Origin of the sequence: Psychrobacter sp. C 20.9 (genome assembly GCF_001921765.1) — a bacterium.
Classification (GTDB): domain Bacteria; phylum Pseudomonadota; class Gammaproteobacteria; order Pseudomonadales; family Moraxellaceae; genus Psychrobacter; species Psychrobacter piscatorii_B.
Genome location: NZ_MRYC01000001.1, coordinates 89,437 through 106,983 on the forward strand (window position 1 = coordinate 89,437; position 17,547 = coordinate 106,983).

Annotated in this window: 17 protein-coding genes; 10 read left to right on the forward strand and 7 right to left on the reverse strand. The window is 44.0% G+C overall.

The annotated features are described in order from the left end of the window. Nucleotides 1-340 precede the first annotated feature (340 nt). The 7 genes from BTW00_RS00390 (at nt 341) to BTW00_RS00420 (ending at nt 5,313) form a co-directional block, all read left to right on the forward strand. Nucleotides 341-1,261, forward strand: coding sequence for a nicotinate-nicotinamide nucleotide adenylyltransferase (locus BTW00_RS00390; RefSeq protein ID WP_075105737.1), 921 nt, complete (start codon nt 341-343; stop codon nt 1,259-1,261). A 131-nt stretch (nt 1,262-1,392) separates the two neighbouring features. Beyond that, nucleotides 1,393-1,806 carry a ribosome silencing factor gene (gene rsfS, locus BTW00_RS00395; protein ID WP_058024376.1) on the forward strand — a complete coding sequence of 138 codons (414 nt, stop codon included), beginning with the start codon at nt 1,393-1,395 and terminating at the stop codon, nt 1,804-1,806. A 210-nt stretch (nt 1,807-2,016) separates the two neighbouring features. Further along, nucleotides 2,017-2,748, forward strand: coding sequence for an MOSC domain-containing protein (locus BTW00_RS00400; protein ID WP_143506453.1), 732 nt, complete (start codon nt 2,017-2,019; stop codon nt 2,746-2,748). Between the two features lie 95 nt (nt 2,749-2,843). After that, entirely contained in the window at nt 2,844-3,719 is an 876-nt protein-coding gene (locus BTW00_RS00405) for an N-acetylmuramoyl-L-alanine amidase (protein ID WP_075105738.1), read from the forward strand. A gap of 171 nt (nt 3,720-3,890) precedes the next feature. Continuing rightward, nucleotides 3,891-4,637: a pyridoxine 5'-phosphate synthase gene (locus tag BTW00_RS00410; RefSeq protein WP_075105739.1), complete on the forward strand. Its 747-nt coding sequence runs from the start codon at nt 3,891-3,893 to the stop codon at nt 4,635-4,637. A 235-nt stretch (nt 4,638-4,872) separates the two neighbouring features. Continuing rightward, entirely contained in the window at nt 4,873-5,007 is a 135-nt protein-coding gene (locus BTW00_RS14140) for a hypothetical protein (protein ID WP_256713940.1), read from the forward strand. Nucleotides 5,008-5,124: 117 nt separating this feature from the next. Beyond that, nucleotides 5,125-5,313, forward strand: a complete 189-nt coding sequence (locus BTW00_RS00420) for a hypothetical protein (protein WP_058024379.1) — start codon at nt 5,125-5,127, stop codon at nt 5,311-5,313. Between the two features lie 69 nt (nt 5,314-5,382). On the opposite strand, the gene BTW00_RS00425 is transcribed toward BTW00_RS00420, so the two are convergent. Then, on the reverse strand, nt 5,383-6,597 hold the full coding sequence (locus tag BTW00_RS00425; RefSeq protein WP_075105740.1) for an IS256 family transposase: 1,215 nt from the start codon (nt 6,595-6,597) through the stop codon (nt 5,383-5,385). A 325-nt stretch (nt 6,598-6,922) separates the two neighbouring features. Further along, nucleotides 6,923-7,750, reverse strand: coding sequence for a hypothetical protein (locus BTW00_RS00430; RefSeq protein ID WP_075105741.1), 828 nt, complete (start codon nt 7,748-7,750; stop codon nt 6,923-6,925). Between the two features lie 20 nt (nt 7,751-7,770). Between BTW00_RS00430 and BTW00_RS00435 the strand changes: the two genes are divergently transcribed. Then, entirely contained in the window at nt 7,771-8,004 is a 234-nt protein-coding gene (locus tag BTW00_RS00435; protein ID WP_075105742.1) for a hypothetical protein, read from the forward strand. Between the two features lie 220 nt (nt 8,005-8,224). On the opposite strand, the gene nadS is transcribed toward BTW00_RS00435, so the two are convergent. The 3 genes from nadS to purL all read right to left on the reverse strand — a co-directional run bounded on the left by nadS (nt 8,225) and on the right by purL (nt 13,020). Continuing rightward, nucleotides 8,225-8,506, reverse strand: a complete 282-nt coding sequence (gene nadS / locus BTW00_RS00440; RefSeq protein ID WP_058024381.1) for a NadS family protein — start codon at nt 8,504-8,506, stop codon at nt 8,225-8,227. Then, entirely contained in the window at nt 8,496-8,831 is a 336-nt protein-coding gene (locus BTW00_RS00445) for a type II toxin-antitoxin system RelE/ParE family toxin (protein WP_025643795.1), read from the reverse strand. The genes nadS and BTW00_RS00445 overlap by 11 nt, the downstream gene beginning before the upstream one ends. Nucleotides 8,832-9,003: 172 nt before the next feature. Next, nucleotides 9,004-13,020 carry a phosphoribosylformylglycinamidine synthase gene (gene purL / locus BTW00_RS00450; protein ID WP_075105743.1) on the reverse strand — a complete coding sequence of 1,339 codons (4,017 nt, stop codon included), beginning with the start codon at nt 13,018-13,020 and terminating at the stop codon, nt 9,004-9,006. 442 nt (nt 13,021-13,462) lie between these two features. Here purL and BTW00_RS00455 point away from each other — a divergent pair, with 442 nt between their 5' ends. Both BTW00_RS00455 and BTW00_RS00460 read left to right on the forward strand, forming a co-directional pair. Continuing rightward, complete coding sequence (locus BTW00_RS00455) at nt 13,463-13,957, forward strand: pyridoxamine 5'-phosphate oxidase family protein (protein WP_075105744.1); 495 nt, start codon at nt 13,463-13,465, stop codon at nt 13,955-13,957. Nucleotides 13,958-14,353: 396 nt separating this feature from the next. Further along, complete coding sequence (locus tag BTW00_RS00460; RefSeq protein ID WP_075105745.1) at nt 14,354-14,851, forward strand: pyridoxamine 5'-phosphate oxidase family protein; 498 nt, start codon at nt 14,354-14,356, stop codon at nt 14,849-14,851. A 106-nt stretch (nt 14,852-14,957) separates the two neighbouring features. On the opposite strand, the gene pgsA is transcribed toward BTW00_RS00460, so the two are convergent. Then, nucleotides 14,958-15,638, reverse strand: coding sequence for a CDP-diacylglycerol--glycerol-3-phosphate 3-phosphatidyltransferase (gene pgsA, locus BTW00_RS00465; RefSeq protein ID WP_058024385.1), 681 nt, complete (start codon nt 15,636-15,638; stop codon nt 14,958-14,960). A 650-nt stretch (nt 15,639-16,288) separates the two neighbouring features. Further along, the gene (locus tag BTW00_RS00470) at nt 16,289-17,446 is read right to left on the reverse strand and encodes an NAD(P)/FAD-dependent oxidoreductase (RefSeq protein ID WP_075105746.1); all 1,158 of its coding nucleotides are present in this window, start codon (nt 17,444-17,446) and stop codon (nt 16,289-16,291) included. Nucleotides 17,447-17,547: the final 101 nt, after the last annotated feature.

The window sequence follows — 17,547 nt, forward strand, 5'->3', positions numbered from 1 at the left end:
TCAAAGTCCGTTATACCGCCGACTATCATCATGATGGTCGGTTTTTTATTGGTGCTGTGGTGGTATAGTCAAAGCATCTCAAAAACGATACGGTACTGCTAATGTCAATTTTTGCAGCCTCTGTCTGCGCAGGCACAGCAAGCAAAAAAATTGATTTAACAGTGCATAATGTAGCGGTATTAATTTTCACTGACTATAGGTGGTGATAGATAGTGATGACAGATACTCGCCCGCCCTCTACAATAGCGCTATGATTCAGTTAATATAAAAAGGTTAGCGGATAAAAGAGTAAGGTGTATTGATACCAACAGATACTTCATCTCTTTTTACGCATTTATTTATGCCAAATACGAGCAATAACTCTCACGAAAAGATCTCTGCCCCTGCCATCCGTGCCTATCTTGGCGGCTCGTTTGATCCGGTACATAATGGTCACCTAGAAGTGGCTCTACACGTCTATCAGGACTTGTTGCCAATCGCAAAGCAGCAAAACCGCCCCTTGCACGTGTCATTATTACCCAATGCGCGCTCGCCATTTAAAACGCAGAGCACTGACCCTAAACACCGCTTAGCCATGTTGCAGCTCGCAATGCAAGACACACCGATACAAATTAATGAGCTGGAGCTATGGCAAACGCCGCCTGTCTATACGATTGATAGTGTGCGCTCACTCAAACAGCAGTATCCTAATGACTGTTTGATATTTATCATGGGTATGGACAGCGCGCGCAGTTTGGATAAATGGAAAGACGGGTTAGGACTCACTGATTATGTCAATCTGTGGGTGTTTAATCGTGAGGATAGCGATGATATTAATGATAAAATTTCTGCCAGTACGACATCATTTGAAAACCCTATATCGACCTCGCAATATCTGGCAACCTTGCAATCGCAACTGCCGCTACCTTTACAATCACATGTAACCGACTCACCGATTGAGCTATTCACTCCAATTGCTCGATGCTTGGTAGATAGCTTAGAAACAGATAGCACTGACTTGAAAAGCGCTATGAAAGGACACATTTATATAGATACGCGACCGATCACTGCCGTATCAAGCACGCAAATACGCGAGCAACTACACATATTGGCGACTGAAACAAATAAAATGCCCGTCACTGACAGGCAAATCGCATCTATCGCACCAATAAATGATATTATGAGCAATACTCACCCCAATTCATTAGCTAAATGGCTCAATCCTGCCGTTTATCACTATATTATCGCCCATCAGCTATATTCTGCTGCTCAATTCCGTTAAAATCGCCTTATCTATGTCATTTTGCCTATCCTGTCTCTATACGTGACTGACGACATATGATCAGTCGAATCAGACAAATTGACGTTTTACCCCTTTATTTTTAATAGTTACGATTGAAGAGATTAAAATTTATGATCAACACCATGACCGAAGAACGCTTAACCGTGTGCTTAAACATTATACAAAGCGCGCTAGATGATATGAAAGCAAAGAACATCACTGTAATGAATGTAGAAGACTTAACTGACGTCACCGAGCGTATCGTCATCGCTGATGGTACCTCAAAACGTCATGTACGCGCGATGGCGGATAGCGTCGGCGCTGAAGCCAAACAAGCGGGCTTTATGCCGCTTGGCCGTGAAGGCGGTATCGACTCTGACTGGACGTTGATTGACTTGGGCGCGGTTGTCGTTCATATCATGACCCCGCAAGCGCGTGAGTTCTATGACTTAGAAGGCCTATGGTCATCACCGGATCAATTGGCTGAGCTGGTCGCCACACCGCGTGAAAAGAAAACCGCTGGTCGTCGCAACAAGAACAAATAAGATTATTGAGTACAATAATCGCGTCATACTAAAAGCATGAGATCAAAAGACCAGAATAACAATTCTGGTCTTTTTTTGTGCCGATATTTAGACATATCTGCAATGATAAACAGCCATTAGAATGGATAATTGTCGGATAGATTGTTATCATCCTTACCACTATTGCTGCGCAAATTTTGTCCTGCGCTCGCCTACTATTAAGGATTGCCCATGTCTGCTACTCACCGCTCAAACCCTGAGATTAACCTACCCTTGCATGTGGCAAACTTAGTATGTGTCCGCGCAGGCAAAGCCATGCCGTTCACTCGTGAAGAAATGAGCGCCATCGATAAAGCGCCCATTACAGCACCCGTCGCCGTCAATTTTATGGGATTGACCACTGACGAGCAAGCCGATCGCAAACATCATGGCGGCCCACTCAAAGCCGTACATCAACTGCCAACGGCCACTTATGAAAAAATCAATACTGAGTTTGATCTAAAAGTACGTGTCGGTACGCTCGGAGAAAACCTCACCACTGAAGCCGTTGATGGCTTGCCTGAGATGGATGAGTCTAACGTCTGTATTGGCGACGTTTATCAGTATGGTGAAATAGAGGACACTGAAAGCGTGCAGCTGCGCATCGTCCAACCGCGCCGCCCGTGCTACAAAATCAACGACCAAATCGGCCAATTTACCAAAGTGCCCAATATTGCAGCATGGGTCAGCAAGCAAGGTATCTCAGGCTGGTATTTTCAAGTGGTGCGTGATGGCATCATTAACGCTGATTTGCCAGTCTACTTGATACAACGTCCTTATCCATTTGCCACGCTTGAGACACTGTGGCAGTTGTCTAATTCAAAAGAAAAGTTTGACGCTGAGGTGATTGAGCCGTGGCTCGCGATTGAGTGTTTGGAGGCGAGTTGGAAAAAGGTGTTGGCAAAAAAAATTAAAAGAGGCTGAATACAATCAGCAAAATCTCTAGACATCATCTGATAATAGGCGCTTAAAATATAAGTGGACAGCGACATATACCCTTTATCTACACAGAGCATTTCATGGTAAAAAACATCTTCTTAGCACTTGGCTTAACTCTGCCTTTAATTGGCTGCGTGACTACGACCTCACCAGTCGCAACGACCAAAAATTATAGCGTCGACAGCGATACCTATCAATCGACTGGCAAAAGCCAGCGTATCAAAACCATTGTCCTACACTACACAGTCTCAGATAATGAGCGCTCAATCAAAACATTGACCACGGGCAATGTGAGCGTGCATTACTTAATCTTGGACAAGAACGATGATAAAATTTATAACCTCGTACCAGAGTCTGAGCGCGCGTGGCATGCAGGCGAAGGTGGCTTTTCAGGTCGAACCATCCTCAATGATACGTCTATTGGCATCGAAATCGTCAATGCAGGAATCAAGCCTGAATATCGAGACGCGCTAAAGAATGGCGATATGGATTACCATCCTTATGAGCATTATGTGGCGTTTGATGGATTGCAGATTAAAAAGGTCGCACAACTGGTGCAAGATATCGCTAGACGCTATGACATCTCACCAAAAAACATCATCGGTCATGCAGATATGGCACCCTCGCGCAAGATCGATCCAGGTGCCAAATTCCCGTGGGAGCGACTGTATAAAGAGTACGGTATCGGCGCTTGGTATAATGAAGCGGACAAGCAAGAAATTATGAATCGGCGTACCTTGGTCGCGCCAAGCGTGCAGGAGATCAAGCAAGCTTTTCGCAAATACGGCTATCAAATCAATAATAGCGACGAGTGGGACAAGCCCAGTCGCGATGTCATCTATGCGTTTCAGCTGCATTTCAGACCGCAGCAGCCAACCGGTAATATGGATAGCGAGACCTATGCGATATTGCAGGCGCTCAATATGAAGTATGCTAGTCGGGATGATTTTTATTGAAGCGATACAAATATAGGCAGTTTAAAAAGATAATTGGCGCGACTGGCATGAATTTTTCGCAGCCTCTGTCAGCGTAGACACAGCCCGCCAGAAAATTCATACCAGTCAAGCGTGATAACATAAGGTCTATGTTTTATTATCGGACATAACAACAATGAAAAAGGACATATTATGAGCACCCTATTTAGTGTCAATTTAAACAAACTCGCCTTAATCAGAAACTCTCGCGGCACAGATTATCCCAATCTGCTGTACTTCGTGAAGAAGCTGATTGATCTGGGTGTCAAAGGCTTTACTGTACATCCGCGACCTGATGAACGTCATATCAGATACCAAGATGTCTATGATATCAGTGCCTTTTTAAAAGACTATCCAGAGATTGAGTTCAATATTGAGGGCAACCCGAACGAGCAGTTTTTATCCTTGATTCGCGAAGTCAAACCGCATCAATGTACGCTCGTGCCCGACAGCGAAGACCAACTGACCTCCGATCATGGTTTCGATATCATTAAACACAAAGATATGCTGTCAGCGTTGAGTCATGAGTTGCAAGGGTTTGGCACACGCTGCGCGGTATTTATCGATCCTGATATCGAGCAGATTAAAGCCGTCATCGACAGCGATGTGCAAACGATAGAGATGTATACCGAAGAATGGGCGCGCGCCTACAGTAATGGTAAGAACGATGGCAATATTGATTTCGATGAGGTCAAGCAACGCTTTAGCGATTGTATTACCCTCGCCAGTGATAACGGCATTCGCGTCAATGCTGGTCATGATTTGAATCTAGAAAATCTAGCCCAATTGCTCAGTCTTGGTAATATCGCTGAGGTGTCTATCGGACATGCGTTTACGATTGAATCACTAGAGCAAGGCATGGATAATGTGGTGCGTCAGTATTTAGACATCTGTGCTTAACTCGCATCAATAAGCAAATAATTTGGCTCTATCAACAAACCCTAAGCAAACGCCAATAATAGTAAAAAAGGACTCTTTATGTATCAAGCCTTTCAAAAATATCTATAACAAGAAATCAGCGATATCCGCGACGCAGGGCTGTATAAAAACGAGCGCGTTATCACCTCTCCGCAAGATGCGCTCATCACGATAGCCGATCGACGATGGGCGTGAGATATGGGAGACGTGGTATCAGATGGAGCAAATGCTGATTAGCGGTATTGATCTGTCGCCAATCATTACCCATCGCATGCACATTGATGAGTTTCAAGAAGGCTTTGATATCATGGAAAGTGGGCAATGCGGTAAGGTAATCTTAAGCTGGGATTGATTTTGGTGATATAGTATTTGAAAAGTCGTGGTTAGGGTTTACATTGTCACGACCTATAAAACGGTACTGATTTCAGTGCCGTTTTCTATGTGGTAAAAATCATACGAGGGATAAACTATGAGCGATTCTGAAGCAGATAAACTTGAAAAGTATTTAGCAGAAAAAGCCAAGCAAGATCAGGAAGAAGAACAAGAGCCTAAGCCGCTTTCCGCCTATGATGCTTGCGTGCTAAAGGAAAGTGCTAAGATTCATGAGTTGATTGCTGAGGCTCAGAGAAAGGGTAAAGAGCTGTCAGAAGATAAATAATCATATAACATGATGCTTTGAATCAAAACTCTGATTGAGAGACCATCCCAGATTCTGTGTAACTGCCATTTAGATTAAATGCCTGCTAATACGATCATCAAACATAATCATAAAGCGATTAAGGGCAGACGTCCAGTTACGAATCGGCATCGACCACTTTTTAGACGCCTGCTGGGTTGCTAGATAGACTACCTTAAACGCTGCCTGATCAGAGGGGAACACCTTACGCTTATTCACCGCCGTACGAATCACACTGTTTAGCGACTCAATAGCATTGGTGGTATAGATGGCTTTTCTGATGTCTTTAGGGTAGCCAAAGAACACCGTTAAGCCTTCCCAGTTATTGCGCCAAGACTTGACCACGTGCGGGTATTTATCGCCCCACACTTCATCAAAGTGCTCAAGATTGGCCTCTGCTATCTCAAGCGTATCAGCGCCGTAGATGGCCTTTAAATCAGCCGCTATTGCCTTTTTATCCGTCCACGGCACAAACTTCATCGAATAGCGCACCATGTGTACGATACACAGCTGAACCTGAGCGTTGGGGTAGACGGTATTAATGGCATCAGGGAAACCCTTTAGACCGTCAACACAAGCGATTAAGATGTCTTGTACGCCACGGTTTTGAAGCTCGGTAAGAACACCTAGCCAGAACTTAGCGCCTTCATTCTCTGATAGCCACATACCAAGCAGCTCTTTTTTACCGTTAAGGTTAATGCCTAGGGCTAAGTAAATGGCTTTGTTGATGATCTGCTTGTCTTGACGTACTTTGACGACAATGCAGTCCAAATAGACGATAGGATAAACACTGCTCAATGGCCGGTTCTGCCATGCAGTGATGTCCTCTAAGATGTTGTCAGTGACTCTTGAAACCAAGCTACTTGAGATATCGACATCGTAGAGCTCTTTAATGCTCTCTACAATCTCGGTGGTGGTTTGGCCCTTGGCGTAAAGAAATATGATTTTATCATCAAGCCCTGAGATACGGGTTTGATGCTTGCACACAAGTGTAGGTTCAAAGTCACCATCACGGTCTCTTGGGGTAGATATCTCAAGATCGCCTGTGTCACTGCGGACGGTCTTTTTAGTGTGCCCGTTGCGCTTGTTAGGCTTATCCGCCTTTTCATGCTTGGGATAGCCGAGATGATCTTCCATCTCAGCTTCAAGGGCAGTGTCGATAAAGGATTGCATGAGCTGCTTTTGAAAGTCTTTGATGTCATCAAAGCTGTTCATGCTACCAGCCATTTGCTCGGCCAGTTTTTTAATGTCAGATTGAGTAGTCATTGCTTATTCTCCAGTTAGTGGATTATAAGCAGTTACACAAAGTTTGGGAAAGGCTCCTGATTGAAGCATATTTATTCAACATAAATCAACTCTTCTTCAGACCCATAATAACCCATTGTAGTTAATAAATTATACGACTAACTATCTGTTCGAGCTACTTTAGTCTCACTTATTTCTCAAAAATCTTCATGTAATCTATAATAGTTCTGGTCAAACTCTTCTATAGTATAGCCTAATCCTGCTATAGAAGAGACTACCTCCTCGACTACATCAAAATTAGGATTACCAACAGCAACCGTAATATAAATTTTCCCTGAATCAAAATTTATGTTTTTATGAGCGGGCTAATTGGTTCCAAAGCTTCATGCACATTCAAATATAATTCGTCTTTATTTCTTATTCTATCGAGATAAAACTCTAAAACATTTGGTTCTTCGTGATCATGAAAATCTAGTTGGTGTGCTGTTGCATTCCTGACAAACTGAGTTTTATTATTGCGGTTTGAAGATTTAGAATTCATAGAACTAGAAAGGCGACTAACTGATGATTGAAGGCTTTTAAGCTCTTCTAATACATATCTATCTATAGAGACAGTCTCTTCAGTAATTAATGGGGCTTTAAAATCACCATAGTTTTTCAAGAAAGTTGAATAATTTTCAGGATCGTTTTCATATGCTTTGTAAGTCTTTTTTATTCTATCTTTTAAATTTTCTTTGAAAATCTCAATGTCATGATATCTTAAGTCTTTTGGATAACTTAGATGTTCAATTACAGATGTATAAAAAGAATAAGGTGTTATTTCGTCTTTTATAATGATTGTTGGTTTGTCGAAAGCTAGACGTAATCCTAGCTCAAACATGACATTTGGATTTCTACCGCTTATATCGCAAACTATCATCGGATTATCATATAAGTTCTGAACAATACGTTTGTGAATAACGCCTATATCATCCGCATCACTCACCAATCTAGCTTCAAAATTAGCTTCTTTAATAGCAGATTCTATTATCCTTTTGACATCTTTCCAATGAGATTCAGGATAGCCTTCCATACTTGCAATAGGCATTACAATGCCACATTTTTTCGGTAAATTATCATCTGATTTTTCGTGTGGCTTGTTTTCGACTTTATTCGGTTCAGATTGATTATCCATTCTAATCTCCAAAGAAAACAATGAGTTCGTGGGGTGCGCCCAGCGCACCAATAATACTAAAATTAAAGTTTAGACTAATTTATCATAAAACGGTCATTCAGGAGCGCGTTTTAGCCCTGATTGCAGCGGATATACTTGGTTGGTCACTGGGCTGCGGAGGCTTGGCTAGAGGTGGTCGCTCGAATGCTGGAACGCCTCTAGCCTTAGCCAACGCCCCAGTGAACGACCAAGATAGTAGCGAAAAGCAGGATTAGCTCCCAATAGAACCAAAACCCAAACACAAAAAAGGTGAGCTTTACGCTCACCTTTTCATTCTAAAAAACAGTTATCTACAATAATATTCTAAACCAACTTAGCCTATCTAAACCAAGCACAAGCGTTACGGAACATACGCATCCATGCGTCATCGCTTTCACACACATCCATAATCCCACCGAGTGCGTGACCAAGATAAGATTGACTGTTTTTGATCAATTAAGCTTCGGTAATTAACTCAGGCTTTTTATTCAATAAGCGCATTAATGTGACCGCAGCCCCTGTTGGGTTTCTAGTACCTTGCTCCCAATTTTGTAAGGTACGCGAACTGATATTAAGTTTATCGGCAAACTGCTGTTGCGATAGCCCTGTCTTAGTTCTTATTTCCTTAATACTAGGCACGTCATGGGTAAACTGGCGGCTAGGCTGAGCCTGTCCTTTAGCAATCGCCAATGCTTGATTTAGTGATGTAGATAAATCATCGTAAAATTCATTGCTCATGGCTATACACCTCTTTAATTTGTTGAGTCAGTTTGTATAAACCAGACTTCTCTTCGCTTGATAGAGAGGCTTGTTTATTCTTCGGATAAGCGAGCAGCATAAAAAATATGCCTTGACTATTCACAAAATAATAGATAATCCGAATACCGCCACTCTTACCTTGGTTAAGTGCCCATCTGGTTTTTCGAACGCCCCCTGTACCTTGAATCAAATCACCTTGTTCTGGATTATTGATTAGATTTTCCTGTAGCTCTTTATAAGCTTCATCATCTAATAGTTTCAGTACTTGCTTAGTAAATATTGGCGTTTCGATGAAATGTAACATTCAATATCCTTTATCTTTATGTCTTATTATATACGTCATTGAAGTACTTATCTATATGTTTTTCCTGGATCTAATTAAGCTAAATATCATAAACACAAAAAAGGTGAGCTTTACGCTCACCTTTTCATTCTAAAAAACAGTTATCTACAACAATACTCTAAACCAACTTAGTCTATCTAAACCAAGCGCGAGCGTTACGGAACATACGCATCCACGCGCCGTCCTCATCCCACGCTTCTGGTTTCCAGCTGTGGTTATAAGCTTTTAGGTTACGCTCAGGATGCGGCATCATGATAGTGACGCGACCATCAGTGCTACACAGACCCGTGACACCGCCGAGCGAGCCGTTTGGATTGAGCGGATAGGTCTCGGTTGGATGACCTTGGCTATCGACATAACGCATGGCGAGCTGACCGTGGTTTGCCATACCGTCGATTTCGGTATTATTCAGCGTAGCATAGCCTTCACCATGTGCCACCGCGATTGGCAAGATACTGTCTTGCATACCTTTGAACAGAATTGACTTGGTACGCTCGATTTTGACATTGACCGTACGCCCTTCAAAACGCGCGGATTTATTAGCGATGAAGCGTGGGAAGTTCTCCGCACCTGGGATGAGGTCTTTTAGCTGCGCCATCATCTGACAACCGTTACAGACACCCAAGCTAAAGGTATCAGGACGGGCAAAGAAGCGGACAAACTGCATGCGTAGCTCGTCATGGAACAAGATAGAGTTCGCCCAGCCAGAGCCTGCGCCGAGTACATCACCATAACTAAAGCCACCACAAGCGACCAGACCATCGAAGTCACGTAGGTTGATGCGACCGCTGAGTAGATCGCTCATGTGTACGTCGACCGCTTCAAAGCCCGCTTGGGTAAAGCCTGCTGCCATCTCTGTCTGACCATTGACGCCTTGCTCACGGAGGATGGCGACTCTTGGTTTGTTTTCACGACTGGCTAAGTATGGCTCTTCAACTTTTTGATTGAGATCAAAGTTTGGCGCAGCGATTAGACCTTTATGGCTCGCGTCGCTAATCAAGTCATACTCTTGCTGTACGCACGCTGGGTTATCACGGCGACGCGCGATTTGATAGCTGACCTGCGTCCACGCTTGCTGCAATTCAGTACGGCTAAAGCGTAGGGTATCGTCACCCATGAGTGTTGGCGTTTGGATCAGTAGGCTGTCTTCTTCAGAGCTCTGACCGACGAGGCTGAGCATATCGCTGACGTTAAACTCTTCTACCAATTGCATGAGCGCGGCGACGTTTTCTGGTAAGACTTGGATGACCGCACCCAGCTCTTCACTGAACAGCTGACCGAGTAAGTTGTCATCATCTAATGACAGCTTGATACCCTGACGGCTGGTGAACTGCATCTCTGCGATAGTCGCAAGCAAACCGCCATCACCGATATCGTGATAAGCGCTGATGACGCCTTGCGCGTTACCTGCTTGGATAAAGTTAAAGAAGTCGACTAAGTCACTTGGCTGCGCTAGATCTGGGCAGTCATTGCCTAGTTGGCTTAGCGTCTGCGCAAGGATTGAACCGCCTAGACGCAATTTGCCTTTAGACAAGTCAATACGATAGAACGCGCTGTCGCCATTGATTAGCTCAGGGGTTAGCGTTTTTGCCACGTCAACGACAGGCGCAAACGCCGTTACGACCAAGCTCATTGGTGAGACGACTGATTTGTCAGCGCCCTCTTCATCAGTCCAGTTAGCACGCATAGATAGCGAGTCTTTACCGACTGGGATAGCGATACCAAGTGCTGGGCACAGCTCTTCACCAACGGCGTGTACCGCATCGAAGAGTGCCGCATCTTCCGCATCATTACCGCATGCAGCCATCCAGTTCGCCGACATGGTAATGTCTGAGAGCTGAGCGATACGTGCGCCCGCGATGTTGGTAATGGCTTCACCGACTGCCAGACGCGCGGAGGCTTTTGGACTGATAAGGGCAACAGGCGTACGCTCGCCGACACTCATGGCCTCACCAGTCATTGGCTGACCATCTAGCGCAACCAAACCTGACGCCGTCACCGCGCAATCTGATACAGGCACTTGATAGCGACCCACATACTGATCGCGCACGACCATACCGGTGATAGAGCGGTCACCAATGCTAATCAAAAATGATTTACTCGCCACGGTTGGGTGACGCAATACATCAGTAATTGATTCGGCTAGATTAACGTCACCAAGTTCTAGTGCTGGCAACGTGTGCTTAGTACGCTCAAAGCTGCGTTGCATTTTTGGTGTACCACCGAGCAGCACTTGCATCGGCATATCGACTGGTTGCTCGTCCAATAGCTCGTCATCAACGATGAGCTGACGGATATCCGTCGCCTCACCCAAGATGGCATATGGGCAGCGCTCACGGGCACAGATGGCGTCAAACTGATCTTTGCTCTCTGGGCGAATCGCGAGGACATAACGCTCTTGCGCTTCGTTTGACCAGATTGCCATTGGCGACATGCCCGCTTCCAATGATGGGATCTTACGCAAGTTCAGATGCGCGCCCATTTCATGGTCATTGACCAGCTCTGGCATCGCATTAGACAGACCACCTGCGCCTACGTCATGTAGTGAGACAATTGGATTGCCATCTTTACTGTTATTACTGGCGTCTACATCATCACCAAACTCTTTATTACCAGCTAAGGCCCAGCAGCGATCGATGACTTCTTGGCAACGACGCTCCATCTCAGCATTGTCGCGCTGGACTGAAGCAAAATCCAAACCTTCATCAAGCTCGCCACTATCGACCGATGAGGCCGCGCCGCCGCCTAGACCGATTTGCATTGCAGGGCCACCCAGAACGATGAGCAAATCGCCTTTTTTAATCGCATTTTTTTCAATCAGATTGCGTTTGATATTGCCGTAACCACCTGCCAGCATGATTGGCTTGTGGTAGCCGCGCATCTCGCTACCGTCTTTTGCCGCAGAGGTATCTAGCTGAAAACTACGGAAATACCCGCATAAGTTCGGACGACCAAACTCGTTTGAGAAGTTGGCGCTACCTAATGGGGCATCAAGCATAATCTCAAGGCTGGTTGCCATACGATCTGGCGTACCATATGCTTGCGTGCTCAGTTGACCTGACTGCTCCCATTTCTCGCTAAGCTCTGGGATATGTAGATGCGACACGTGGAAGCCTGCTAGACCCGCTTTTGGCTTACCGCCGCGACCCGTTGCGCCTTCGTCACGAATCTCACCACCAGAACCAGTCGCCGCACCTGAATACGGCGCAATCGCGGTTGGGTGATTGTGCGTCTCAACTTTCATCAAGATATCGATGTTTTCTTGATGAAATCCATAAGGATGGATTGAGTTGGCATCCATCGCATCCGTTGGGATCGGATAAAAACGCATGCCATCAGACCCCGCCATCACAGCAGCGTTGTCTTTATAGGCTGATAAGATACCTTGCGGATTAGACTGGTAAGTGTTTTTGATCATTTGGAACAATGATTTTGGCTGTGCTTCGCCGTCAACTGTCCACTGAGCATTAAAGATCTTATGACGGCAATGCTCTGAGTTTGCCTGTGCAAACATCATCAGCTCAACGTCCGTTGGATTGCGCTGTAGGTCATTGACATACGCATTCATCAGATAGTCGATATCTTCGCTGGATAACGCAAAACCGAACTCAGTATTGGCCGACTCTAGCGCTGACTGACCTTGTCCGATGACATCGATATGATTCAGTGATGCTGGTGCTTGATCGTCAAACAATTTGCTGACATCGCTCAAGTCATAAACCAAGCTCTGAGTCATACGGTCGAACAACAACTGCTCAGCGTCTACTGATAGTTTTTCGCCTGCGTCACCGTCTGTTTTTTCATCGAGGGTTAATGTATAAACAACGACACGCTCAACACGGTTTATTTTGATTTCACAGTTATTAAAGATATCGGTGGCTTTACTCGCCCATGGTGAGATAGTGCCAAAGCGCGGCGCAACGATCACTTGCAGTTGGTTGTCTTGTGGCGTGGTAAGCGCAATCGCTTCTTTGATCCCAAACAAGTCTAAGGATTTTTTGTGCTCATCACCGCTCAATTCGCGTGAGAGTACATACACTTGCTGAGTACTTATTTGACTAACATTTAGCTCGGTTTTTTGCTGGAATTGACTGATGAGTTGCTGCGTCTGAAAATCGGTAAGAAACGGTTGTCCGGCGATGGTCATCATAAAGGCATAATCCGTAAGATCAAGGCATCTCTGCCATGCTAAGTAAATGGTCTGGGTATTATAACAAGAAGACCTATAATAAGCAGGTCTAAACCAAGATAAATTGCTGATAAGTTGTCTTCTGTCAGCATCACATGTGTGTTAAATGCCAAGTCTAATTGACCTATTGTCTACTATAGTTTTGCTTCGATACTTCTTAGATTTCATTTTAGACCTCATTATTTTAATGCCTGATATCACAATTTTTACCTAACCCTCATACTCCTTACAAACACTCACATCGCATTACTGGGCACCTATATAAATGCAAAGGCATAACTCGGTATTCTAGTTCCAGTTGTTGAGGCGATGTTTTTAAAAGATGAATTACATCTACCTTGAATAAAAATAATTACTACAAACAATGAATCATCCAATCACTATAAAGAAAAGGAAATCCTCTATGAATAAGCAAGAACAAATCGACAAAATCCAAGACATTATCAAAGATGTAAAATTTGCAATGTTAAGCACCGTCAATAGTAAAGGTGACGTACATGCGTGGCCAATGACGACCAGCGAAGCGAGTATCGGTGGTAAAGAAATTTGGTTCATCGGTGACAAAACATCAGATGTGGTCAAAGACATTCAGAACAACCAAAAAATTGGTTTGTCTTATGCTTCTAAAGATGAAAAAGACTATGTCTCTGTCAGCGCCAATGCTGAGTTACCAACGGATAAAAACAAATTAGAAGAACTGTGGTCACCAGTCTACAATGCGTTTTTTGAACATGGTAAAGAAGATCCAAACGTACAGTTAATCAAGGTCGTTCCACATGGCGTTGAGTGCTGGCTAGGTGGTAGCTCTACTATTAATATGTTCAAAATGGCAGCCGCCGCGCTACAAGACGGCAAAACAGCCGAAGACATCGGCGAGCAATTTGAAGTCACGTTGTAATCTTGAAGCCATACATTAAAAATAGCCTGAGATAGTTGGGTAGTTGCTCAGTTTTTCAACCCATATGGCTATTTGATAAGTCAAAATTATTTGACAAACCAAAACGCCAATAATCTTTCGTTTATTGGCGTTTTTTGTGTCTACATTTTATCTGTAGTATGCCACCCGCCATCACGTTGATAAGCCATTACAAACCATCACAGAGTATTACAGTCCGACTGTATTGTTATGTTGGATGATATCGTTATATTGATAATGGCAATGTTAGTAAGGATGATCATGAGCATCGACAAGGCACAAACCATTTTCTAATAAATAACTCTTTTTAATAAATCACTCTAATTTTTCACCCTCACTTAAATTCAACCTCACTTAGAATAGTAAAGGATAACTACGATGAGCAAGCAACAACAAATGGACACCATCCAAGCCATGGTAAAAGACATCAAATATACGATGATGACCACGCGCACCAGTGAGAACCATCTTCACTCATGCCCCATGAATACCACCGAGACCAGTATTGGTGCCAAAGAAATTTGGTTTATCGGTCACAGCCCTTGTGAGACCATCAACAACATCAAAAACGATCCACAAGTCAATTTGGCCTATGTCAGCCAAGACAACAAACAATATCTGTCTATCACTGGTAAAGCGGAGCTGGTAGATGATAAAGACAAGTTAGATGAGCTTTGGTCAATGACTTATAACGCTTACTTTGAAAAAGGTAAAGAAGACCCAAAGGTACAGCTGATCAAGGTCGTCCCTCATGGTGCTGAATACTGGGCAAATGGGAATGCGATTACTAGCGCTGTCAAATTGACAGCAGCGGCAGTGACAGATAATGCCATTGAAAAGAGCTTGGGTGAGAATTTTTCGATAGAGCTGTCATGATTTAGCAGAGCTTTAACGACTTAATAATTAACAGCTTTCAATAAAAAACGCCAGTCGCATGAGCCACTGGCGTTTTTTATGCAGGTTATGATTGTTTGTCTCACTATTAGCCACTTTGCTTTAGGTACGGCCACGCAGCTTTGAGATAAATCATCATCGACCATAGTGTCAATATCACCGCGGCCACCATCAGCGCATAACCGATTGTCTCAAGCGACTCCCAGTTTAATAACAGTACTGTAATCGCTATCATCTGAAAGGTCGTTTTTAATTTGCCCACATAGGACACAGCGACACTGGTTCGGTTGCCAAGCTCTGCCATCCACTCGCGCAATGCGGATACAGCGATCTCACGTGAGATGATGACGATCGCAGCGATTGCCATAATAATATTGGGATGCCATTGCACCAAAACGATCAAGGCCGCCGCCACCATCAGCTTGTCAGCAACTGGGTCCAAAAAGCGCCCAAACGCTGACATGACATTCAGCTTACGAGCAAAGTAACCATCTAGCCAATCGGTAATTGCTGCAATAATAAAGACGCTGGTTAATAATAAATGGCGCAATAGGCTATCGCTAAACTCACTCATCCCCACTCGCGCAATGACGTTGTCTGAGATTGCAGGCATACCGATGCCCATAGCAGGCGGCCAGTACGCAATCGCAACAAACAACGGAATCATCAAGATACGAGCAATCGTAAGATTATTAGGCAAGTTAAAAATACTTTTGGTATTTTGCGAACTTGACGGTTCCTGCGTATGCAAATGCGTGCTCTCAGTCATGGCAAACCCAGTTTAATATAGACATAATAATGGCAGATAGCTTAGCATTTTTCCGGCAAGCCGTCATGCCATCTCTGCAGCGATTGAGTCATCAAAGGTATCACCATCAGATGTCTCTTTTCATATCGATATAATTTCTTGAAAACATTGAGCGCTTTTATCGAGATTAATAATAAAAAACACTAAGACGTTACCATTGGTTTAATGGCGTATTGCTTAGATAGCTTGGCATATCACTTACTACTTAAATAGCTTACTAGCCAAATAAAGGCTTAATGCATTGATCATACGGTTCAGTATTTTTATAACGTAATATACTGTAACCAAAACAGCCAAATAGCAGTCAGTCGGGTTATGATAGCAACTGTCACAAAACACTTGTACACTTAAATATGTAAGCAAATATATGTACCTATTGTATTGGTTATTATTGCCCTAATAAATGAGTGTATAGAAAGCTGATAACTATAATAAATCACGACCACGGAACTTGTGATCAATCTGCACAGCCCGTTTTCCTCAGCCCACAGCACCTCCTCTGTGGGCTTTTTTTTGCCTTTTTGCTGATACGATAGCCTCTTATATATAATAAAAATTATCTTTAAATCTTATTTGTAAACCAGTGCTGCTGACAGACCATCACAGCACCGTTATCTTTTCTTACAGATCGCCTCAACGGTTTGCTGTGCTACCTGATAGCAGCTTTCAATATTGCCTCGTGCGCACCAGTCGCCACTGACAATCCACTGTCTGGTTTCATCGACTAAGATACCTAGCTCTTTAGTATCTGTATCTATTATAGTAGCCGCATAGCGCCAGCGATGACAATCTGTTTGGCTTGGAGCACTATCTTTGTCCCAGGTTAAGGCTTGCTGCGCTGCCATTAATAACGCGGCTTTGACTGTCTCCAAATCATCATCGACGTGGACTTGTGACCAGTCATTACGCGCATGAATGGTGATGCTTGGTAATAGCTCATCACGAGCGGGTTTATGATGTTCAATAAATATTCTATCGAGTACCTCACTATTTAAATAAGCAACATCCCACTGCAGTGCTGTTTGAGAGTTCAATGTTTCAGGTAATTCTTGGGCATTGTCCCAACCGAGCATCAACGTATAGCAGGCCTGCATCTGCGGCTGGGTGATGTTAACTTGCTGACTAAATCCACTGTCTGCCATCAGCTCTACTGCCTGACCGTTTGGTGCAGTACAAACGACCCAATCAAACCAACCGAGGCTCTCCCCTGTCTCATCAAATAGCTCAGTTTTTTTATCATCTGAGTGAGTGGTATGCTCATCAAGCGGAGCCACACGCGTCTTAAACACTATGTTTGTGTGCTTGAGCCCAGCGGCTAACTCACGTCCCCAACTGGTCATTTTTGGTGTACTGATATAGCGCGCATGCACGGTATGCCATTGCTCTTTACTTTGGATATCGGGCGATTGGCCATTATCATTCGCGGGCGTGAGCTCGACCACGTTGGCACACCATGGCTGTAGCAGCCCAGTATCTAGCCAAGGGGCAATAAACTGCTGAAAACTATCAGTCTTTGCCGTAAAGAACTGTGCACCAAATGCCCATTGCCAGTTTTTACCTGTGTCACTGTCGGTACGATAGCGCGTCGCTAACCGGCCAACACTACGCGACTTTTCAAAAATAGTGATTTGCGGTGTATTGGATAGATCGTGTGTCTGATTTGAGGCGCGTTCTAGTAGTGTCGCGGTTAGCAGTCCTGTCAGACCACCACCGATGATCGCGATTTTTGGTGAAGATTTATTCGTTGAGAGCAAAGTATGATCAGTCATAATGACAGGAAACCTTATCGAGTATTTATGAGTCGCTACCATCTATAAATGGCAAAACGATCTGTTATATGGCGGGCAACTAGTGGGTAGCAATGTTCATT